Source organism: Nostoc sp. (assembly GCF_036917455.1).
Classification (GTDB): Bacteria; Cyanobacteriota; Cyanobacteriia; order Cyanobacteriales; family Nostocaceae; genus Nostoc.
Genome location: NZ_JBALDK010000070.1, coordinates 1 through 8,328, shown reverse-complemented (window position 1 = coordinate 8,328; position 8,328 = coordinate 1). Strand labels below are relative to the sequence as shown.

Here is an 8,328-nt window from a genome sequence, read left to right as displayed (position 1 = left end):
TTTTCACTAGACATATCTGCCACTGAAATATTCAAATCTGGTCCATAAGTAAGCATAGGAATATGGGCAGTTTGTTTTTCAGGAGAAGCTTGTCTTCGTCTTATTTCATAATCATTTAATGAAGGTTGAGGCTCAAAAAGAGTGTTGTAAGGATTAAAACTGATTAAACTCGGTGAGAAACCGAAATCAGCAGCCACCTCACGTAGCAGACAAAAACTTTCAGATAATTCCCTAATAACAGCTTCAATATTAGAGTGTATGGTTGTTCTGATTTCAATGCCTTTAGGTAGACAGTCAATTGGCTTGTCAGAGTCTATAAACCTTTCAAATCCCTCAATATACCATCTCTTCTGTTTGATACCAGCGTCCCCAACACGCAGTTGAGGATAGTCGCTAGGGTATGTGGGTAGCATTTCAATAATTTGATTGAAATCAGCAAATTTTGTGTGAGAAAAATCAGCAAATTTTCCCTCTTTGCTTAGGAAAGCAACTTCATGCTCAATGCCAAATAAAAACATTATCAATACCTTGATTGCTTAGAGTTAATCTAATCTACCTAATAGATATTTACAAAAATTAAATATGCTTTATGCATAACTCTAAAAGAGACCTAGCACGAATATTTGAGATACTCCAATCAAATTAACTTTAAACTTTAAATATAAAAATTCTCAATAACACCATAAATGGATTCTACCCTAAAGATCGACTTTTGCGATTTTAAAACTTCTCTAATTTATTTTCTCTGCTCCTCCCACTATCGGGAGCAACGCGAAAAAGTGAGATCATCGTCCAATGAGCACTTGGGGAAGGGGGAGTAAAGAGAAATATTTAGTAATTTTTGCTGCCAAGATAGTCCAAAATACACTTAATTTCTTGATTCCCCCCCTGCCTCAAGAGCATCCCCTGACTCCCCTGCTTACCCACCTCACTGTTAGAGCATTGCTCCCCCACTATCTTCCTAGTCGCTGGGTAGGGTAGCTTAGTAATGACTGAGGAAAGCTACCAGACGTGAGTTTATGACAAGTACCGTTCAATCCCCCTACAGCAGTGAACAGATTGCCGCTTGGTTGCGTGGACTGCTCACCATTGCTTGGGCAGATGGTAATTTTGATGACCAAGAACAGGAATTAATTGCCAACATCACCAAAGATGAATTAGCTCCTAAAATAAAATGGGACTCATTAGAGATAATTACGCCAGAAGAATTAGCCGCAGTGTTGGGAAAAGGTACACCAGCTGCCGAAAATTTCTTAAGGACTGCGATCATGGTAGCGATCGCAGATGGTACTTATTCCCCCAGCGAAGATGAGGTTTTACATCAGTTCTGCCAAGCCTTAGAACAGCCAGAGAATTTACTAGAAGCCCTTCGCCACACCCTAGAGAACCCACAGCAAGTTACCCCCATTATCCCCAGCCCTGGACTTACAAAGCGTCAAATTAATGCACTATATCCCCTGCGTGACTGGCTTGATAGGCTAGATATCCAAGACCCAAGAGTAGCCCGCTTTTTGTGTAAAATGATTCCCTCCCAGTGTCCCTTTGAGCGAGATGTCACCTTATTTGGACGTAAGGTTGTCCACATCCCGCCGATGTGTAAAATTAACCCCTTATATGAGCAGCTGGTGGGGTTACGTTTTCGCGCCCTCTCTTATCTAGCAGATAAATGCGGCGAAGATATTTCACCATATATTTGAGTGCTGATTGCTGAGTGGGGAGTGTGAGTTACAAGTAAAGAGTGAGGAATGAGGTTTTAAAACTTATAATTTATAACTCGCGACTCTTAACTCAGCACGGGCTAAATGCCCCGCTACCGCTAACAGGACTCTAGAAATATGCAATTTATCGATCAAGCAAAAATTGAAGTTGAAGCTGGTAAGGGTGGCGATGGTATTGTTGCCTTCCGGCGAGAGAAATACGTACCGACTGGTGGCCCCTCTGGTGGTAATGGAGGACGAGGTGGTTCGGTCTTTTTCGTCGCCGATGAAAACCTGCAAACCTTGCTTGACTTCAGATACAACCATCGATTTCAGGCAGAAAAAGGGACTCGTGGTGGGCCAAATAACTGCACTGGGGCAGGAGGAAAGGATTTAATCATCGAAGTTCCTTGTGGTACAACCATTTATGATGCTGAAACTGGCGAATTGCTGGGGGATTTAATCGAGCCGAAGCAGTCTTTGCGGATTGCCCAAGGTGGTAAAGGTGGACTAGGAAATCAGCATTTCTTGAGTAACCGGAACCGCGCCCCAGAATACGCCCTCCCAGGATTACCAGGGGAAATAAAGCAGTTGCGGCTAGAGTTAAAACTTTTGGCAGAAGTCGGGATTATTGGCTTACCAAATGCTGGTAAATCCACTTTAATTTCATCTTTATCAGCTGCACGTCCAAAAATCGCAGACTATCCTTTCACTACCCTGATCCCAAATTTGGGTGTAGTGCGGAAACCAACTGGCGATGGTACTGTTTTCGCCGACATTCCCGGACTAATTGAGGGAGCGGCTCATGGGGCTGGGTTGGGACACGATTTCTTGCGTCATATCGAGCGCACGCGAGTGCTACTTCACTTGATTGATGCCACTAGTGATGATGTGGTTAGAGACTACAACACAATTAAGGAAGAATTACAAGCTTATGGACGGGGTTTAGCAGAACGCCCGCAAATTTTGGCGCTGAACAAAATTGATGCAGTCGATCGAGAAAATGTCGATTTAGAGGCGTTAGCTACCCAACTTAATCATCTCTCTTACGCCCCGGTTTTTGTAATTTCAGCAGTTACCCGCACGGGGTTAGAGCCGATGCTACAAGAAATTTGGGGAATTCTCGATCAAATGAAAGTTGTCCAAGAAGTAGAGGTATTGAGATAATTACTAATCGTAATTACTACTTTCTGAAGAGAAGCAGATGATGGCAGTGGAAATACTTTGTTTTTACTTACCGTTAGGACTTACCCATTAACAGGAAAGATTAAATATAAATGATTTGAAAAACACATCTGTTGTAGGGGCAATTAATAAATTGTCTCTACAGTCCGGGTCTATTTACCATCAAATAATCATTAATAAAAACCTAAAATAACATTTCTGCGTTAATACACAGCATGATTATTTTGTCCTGTGCATAATTTCTAATGGGATGAAAGCTCTTAAAATTACGAATTATATTGAGTCTCTTGAATTAGGGGAATATTAATCACAAACTCAGCGCCTTGTTCTAGCTGCGAAATACATTCTAAGGAACCACCATGTCTTTCTGTAACGATCTGGTAACTAATGGCAAGTCCCATCCCCGTACCTTTGCCGATCGGCTTGGTGGTAAAGAAGGGGTCAAATAGTTGTTTTTTCAAATCTTCTGATATTCCCAATCCATTATCGGCAATCCTAATTATTACCTGATTTGAATCTTGTAGTTGAGTGCAAATGCGAATTGTCGGAATTGGGTATTGGTTATTCCCCTTGTTTGCTTCATCTACACTACCCAATCTCTCTTCTAAAGCATCAATCGCATTTGACAAAATATTCATGAATACTTGGTTTAGCTGCCCCGCGTAACATTCTACCAAGGGTAGTTTGTCGTATTCTTTGATTATTTCAATTGTCGGGCGTTGCTTATTACCCTTGATGCGGTTTTGCAAAATCATCAGAGTACTGTCGATTCCCTCATGGATATCAACAGCTTTCATTTCGGCTTCATCTAAGCGCGAAAAAGTTCGTAGGGAAAGCACAATCTCTCGAATGCGGTCTGCCCCAACTTTCATTGAGTTGAGTATTTTTGGTAAATCTGACTTCAAAAAGTCCAGGTCAATTTGTTCTGCAAAATCCTGAATTTCTGGGATGGGTTCAGAATAATGACTTGTATAGAGTTGTAAAAGTGAAAGTAAATCTTGAGTGTATTCCTTGGCGGGTTTGAGATTGCCATAGATAAAATTGACTGGGTTGTTGATTTCGTGTGCTACTCCTGCGACTAGTTGACCCAAGCTGGACATCTTTTCACTTTGAATTAAGTGAGTTTGGGTGTTTTGAAGTTCGCGGAGGGCTTCTTTGAGTTCTTCAGCTTGTTGCCTTAGTTGCGCTTCCGACTTTAGCAGGGCTTCTTTGGCTTGTTTCCGATCTGTAATATCCCTAGCAATAGCTACCCGACAGAAAGGCTCTCCTGTTTCAGGATGGTTAACCATAAACAGGCTGCAATCAGTGGGAATTTCTATGCCTGTTTGAAAATGTCTATGGCGAAACTCGCCTTGCCAAAAACCATGTTGAAGTATCAAAGGAGCAATTTGTTGCTGAAACTCTGCAAAAGCTTCTGGTGAATGAAAATCAGCTACTGACTTTGTTTTAGCTGCTTCCAGGCTACTAAGCCCCAGCATCTTGAGTCCGGCAGGGTTCACATAGACAACTTGCCCTTCCATTGAAGAAATGCCAATAAAGTCACTGCTGTTTTCAACCAACGCTACAAATTTTTGCTGTTCCTCTTCGGCGCGTTTGCGCTCTGTGATGTCTAACACCATTGAAGCAATGCCAACCACCTGGCCATCAGGAGCTACCAATGGGTTGTTATACCACTCACCGACTATCGTTTTACCATCTTTAGTGATGTTATTGTTGACACTAAAACTTCCTCCACATTGTGTTAAAAGGGCGATGATAATCTCATCTACGTGCTTTCTGGCGTTTTCAGGTACTATGATTTCAAAACGATTGCCCAACATTTCCTCTGTGGTGTATCCAAACATTCCTTCTGCTGCCCGATTCCATGTTTGAACCTCAAAGTTGGTATTCCATTCAATAATGGCTAAAGGTGTTTGTTCAATCAGCAATGCTAGCCTTTGCTGTGAAGCCCTAAGTTCTGCTTCGGCTTGTTTGTATTCGGTAATATCGCGAAAGTACCAAATTCTACCGTAATAGTCTCCTATAGGTGATATATCACCACAAACTCCTTGGTGTTTACACACAGGTGCAGAATAGCGCTCAAAAATCTTTCCAGACTTGAGCAAAATTTGGTCGCGGCTGCTTTTTTCTGGATGCTGGTAAACATACTCCACCTTTGCCAGAAATTCGTCTGGATTTACTAGTTGGTTTATTACCCATTCCAGGAGTTTGCGATCGTCGGATGTTTGCACCAGTGCCACAGGAATTTGCCATAGCTGGGAGAATTTCTGATTGGATGATGTAACTATACGATTTTCATCAATTATCAAAATGCCATCGATGGAAGCTTCTTGTTGAGCTTGCAGTACAGCATTAATACGGTGTAGGTCTGATTCTGCTTTCTGGCGATCGCGCAGTATGGCTTGTTGTTCGCTGATGTCGCAAAGTAACCAACGCCAGCCAAGTCGCTGACCTTGTGAATCATACATAGCAACCATCTTGATACTAGCAGGAAAGGTTATACCTCCTCGTGACTGTAGATCGACTTCCCAATCTTGTATCTGCTGCAAATTTGCCAGTTTGTTCGTGAAGGTTTGGCGATCTGCTTCAGCGATAAAGATAATCAATGGTTTACCTATTAGATAGTTTCGTCTCACAGATAGTAAGGCTGCGCTTACATAGTTAGCCTCTTTGATGATGCCGTTAGCATCAGTCACTAAATAAGCATCTGGGGCGAGATCGAACAAATCTTGGTAACGCCGACGCTCTAATTCTGCCGTTTCAAGGGCGATCGCTATTTCTTGGTTTTGTTGGCGCAGTTCTTCTAGGGTTTCCTGAAGTGCTTCACAGGTTTGGATGAGTTCAGTAAAATCGGTAACTCTGTCAGTTACACCTAGAAATTTCCCAGCTTCATCCCGTAAAATAATGTCTCGAATACTACCCACCAGAAATTTTTTACCAGTCTCATCCTCAAAGCAAGACTTTTTTGTAGAGATGAGATGAGTTATACCCTGAGCATCGGTAAAAAGATTCTGGTTCTCATTAGTAATATTTGTGGTGAAAACTAGTTCATCTTTTTGTCGAAATACATCAGCTTCTGCTTGCGGAAAAAAATCATAGTCTGATTTGCCAATTAATTCTTCTCGGCTATGACCAACGAAATCACAGTAAGGAGCGTTAATTAATACCCAGTGATGTTGACGGTCTTTAACAAAAATTGGGTCAGATATGGCATCGAGCGTCTGATGCAGAAATGCTAGCGAAAAGGTTTGCTGCTGTGTGTTTTGCTTTGGCGCAGGGTTATCTAAGAATCTATGATGGTTCATACCGGAATTTATCTTTAAAATTAAGCAATAAAGAAACCTTTCCCCGGTCTTACTATCCAAAACTGTCCCTCTCTGAGTCAGAGAGGGAAAGAGTTGAACGAAATTTTAAGGTAGGGAGAGGTTTCTTGAATTCACATTTATTTAGTTTCATCTGTGTCAGGATGATTAATATTTATTATTCCCAGACTAAATAAGGGATGTAACAACCAAGTCAATCTTTAATTTTGAGTCTTTTCAGGGGATTGGGGACTAGGAAAATTTTGTTTTCTGTTGGAACACTGATGCTAAGCAACTGCACTCATCATCTGTGGGATGATTTTTTAGTAGCATAATTGATACAAAAGCTTAAAAGCCTTGCTTACTGGTAAAAAAACGGAGTTAAACTAGAATTACACGGTAACAATCAGGGGAAAATTATGATGAGCGATCGCGACTATACATTAATTATTGACAAAAGCGGTAGTATGTCCACTCCAGACCAAGTGGGTGGTAGAACTAGATGGGAGATCGCCCAAGAGTCTACTCTTGCTTTGGCAAGAAAGGCTGAACAGTTTGACCCCGATGGCATCACCGTTTACTTGTTTTCGGGTAAATTTAAACGCTACGATGATGTCACTTCAGCTAAAGTTGCACAGGTATTTCTCGAAAATGACCCTGCTGGGACGACAAACTTAGCAGGTGTGCTTCAGGATGCACTCAATAATTACTTTCAACGCAAAGCTGTCGGTAAAAGTAAGCCAAACGGAGAGACAATTTTAGTTATCACTGATGGTGAACCAGACGATCGCAAAGCTGTATTTGAAGTCATCATTCATGCTACTCGCCAGATGGAGCGTGATGAAGAATTAGGAATTTCCATCGTTCAAGTAGGTTTAGATGCTCAAGCAACTAAGTTCCTTAAAGCTTTGGATGACCAGCTGCAAAGTGTCGGCGCTAAATTTGATATTTGTGACACGGTTACTTTAGACGATTTAGAAGACATGAGTCTGGTAGATGTATTGACAAACGCAATAACTGACTAATGCATTAAAGTCCAATAACTTTTAACTGGAGAATTGAATAATGCTAGAAAATCGTGACTATACGTTAATTATCGACAAAAGCGGCAGCATGGCCACCCAAGATCAAAAGGGTGGTAGAAGTAGATGGTTAGCGGCGCAGGAATCTACTTTAGCTTTAGCTAGCAAGTGTGAGCAATTTGACCCAGATGGGATCACTATTTATGTATTTTCTGGTAAATTTAAACGATATGAAAATGTTACATCCAGCATAGTATCGCAAATTTTTAGAGAAAACGACCCTTCCGGGACAACCGACTTAGCAGGTGTGTTAAAACATGCAACTGATGATTACTTGCAACGCAAAGCGTCTGGTAAAACAAAGCCAAATGGTGAAACAATTTTAGTAGTTACTGATGGTGAACCAGACGATCGCAAAGCAGTTATGAAAGTAATTATTGAAGCTTCTCGCCGCATCGATCGAGATGAAGAATTAGCCATTTCCTTCATTCAAGTCGGCGTAGATCCCCAAGCTACCCGTTTTCTGAAAGTCTTAGACGATGAACTTCAAAGTGCTGGCGCTAAATTTGATATCTGTGACACCATTACTATGGAAGATATGGAAGATATGAGTTTATCGGAAGTTCTACTTAATGCCATTAATGACTAGCTAGCTATACTATTTATTAGGAATTGCAAAAATGGATTCCATTGATAAGCTGTTAGCCGAACTCGAAACTGAATACAAAGGAGTACAACCACAACAGCAGTCAAAATCAGCCACAGCCAAATCGTTTATTCCATCATTGCCCAAGTCGGCATCTTTTATGGATAACCTTTTAGCAGAAGTTAAGGCTGATTTTGCCGAAGAGGATGCTGCTATTGAGTTAAAAAGACAGCAAGAAGTAGAACAGGAAGGAATTAGACAAGAAAAACTCAAAGCTAAACAATTAGAGGCTTTGAAAGTACAGGCAAAAAAATGGTTAGCCAAAGTAGATCCACTTTCGTCGGAAGGACTTTGGTTTGAAAGGTTTGCTGAAAGTTATCCTTCAAAATTAGAGGCAGCGATTGAATATTTAAGAAGTAATGAATAAGTTTGAAATAAATATACTGTGATTTTTATGTTTATATCAAAATATATCA

The 8,328-nt window shown here is 41.0% G+C and carries 6 protein-coding genes and 1 pseudogene; 5 read left to right on the top strand and 2 right to left on the bottom strand.

From position 1 onward, the window contains the following. Positions 1-518 (bottom strand): annotated as a pseudogene (locus tag V7K42_RS07900) (glutamate--cysteine ligase); the annotation flags it as partial. A gap of 501 nt (positions 519-1,019) precedes the next feature. Between V7K42_RS07900 and V7K42_RS07895 the strand changes: the two are divergent. Further along, positions 1,020-1,697, top strand: coding sequence for a Mo-dependent nitrogenase C-terminal domain-containing protein (locus V7K42_RS07895; RefSeq protein ID WP_334915076.1), 678 nt, complete (start codon positions 1,020-1,022; stop codon positions 1,695-1,697). A 138-nt stretch (positions 1,698-1,835) separates the two neighbouring features. Next, positions 1,836-2,864, top strand: a complete 1,029-nt coding sequence (gene obgE, locus V7K42_RS07890) for a GTPase ObgE (protein WP_094332056.1) — start codon at positions 1,836-1,838, stop codon at positions 2,862-2,864. A gap of 284 nt (positions 2,865-3,148) precedes the next feature. Here the strand turns inward: obgE and V7K42_RS07885 are convergent, their stop codons facing one another. Next, positions 3,149-6,187, bottom strand: a complete 3,039-nt coding sequence (locus tag V7K42_RS07885) for a PAS domain-containing sensor histidine kinase (RefSeq protein WP_334915074.1) — start codon at positions 6,185-6,187, stop codon at positions 3,149-3,151. Between the two features lie 416 nt (positions 6,188-6,603). Here V7K42_RS07885 and V7K42_RS07880 point away from each other — a divergent pair, with 416 nt between their 5' ends. Genes V7K42_RS07880 through V7K42_RS07870 form a run of 3 tightly spaced genes read left to right on the top strand, consistent with a single transcriptional unit; the run spans position 6,604 to position 8,279 of the window. Continuing rightward, positions 6,604-7,209 carry a vWA domain-containing protein gene (locus V7K42_RS07880; RefSeq protein ID WP_334915072.1) on the top strand — a complete coding sequence of 202 codons (606 nt, stop codon included), beginning with the start codon at positions 6,604-6,606 and terminating at the stop codon, positions 7,207-7,209. A gap of 40 nt (positions 7,210-7,249) precedes the next feature. Beyond that, positions 7,250-7,855, top strand: a complete 606-nt coding sequence (locus V7K42_RS07875; RefSeq protein ID WP_094332059.1) for a vWA domain-containing protein — start codon at positions 7,250-7,252, stop codon at positions 7,853-7,855. 31 nt (positions 7,856-7,886) lie between these two features. Continuing rightward, positions 7,887-8,279, top strand: a complete 393-nt coding sequence (locus tag V7K42_RS07870) for a salt stress protein, Slr1339 family (RefSeq protein WP_334915070.1) — start codon at positions 7,887-7,889, stop codon at positions 8,277-8,279. Positions 8,280-8,328 lie beyond the last annotated feature (49 nt).

Coding starts and splice junctions, on each gene's coding strand:
- V7K42_RS07880 (WP_334915072.1), top strand. CDS start 6,604: ATGATGAGCGATCGCGACTATACATTAATTATTGACAAAAGCGGTAGT.
- obgE (WP_094332056.1), top strand. CDS start 1,836: ATGCAATTTATCGATCAAGCAAAAATTGAAGTTGAAGCTGGTAAGGGT.
- V7K42_RS07885 (WP_334915074.1), bottom strand. CDS start 6,187: ATGAACCATCATAGATTCTTAGATAACCCTGCGCCAAAGCAAAACACA.
- V7K42_RS07870 (WP_334915070.1), top strand. CDS start 7,887: ATGGATTCCATTGATAAGCTGTTAGCCGAACTCGAAACTGAATACAAA.
- V7K42_RS07875 (WP_094332059.1), top strand. CDS start 7,250: ATGCTAGAAAATCGTGACTATACGTTAATTATCGACAAAAGCGGCAGC.
- V7K42_RS07895 (WP_334915076.1), top strand. CDS start 1,020: ATGACAAGTACCGTTCAATCCCCCTACAGCAGTGAACAGATTGCCGCT.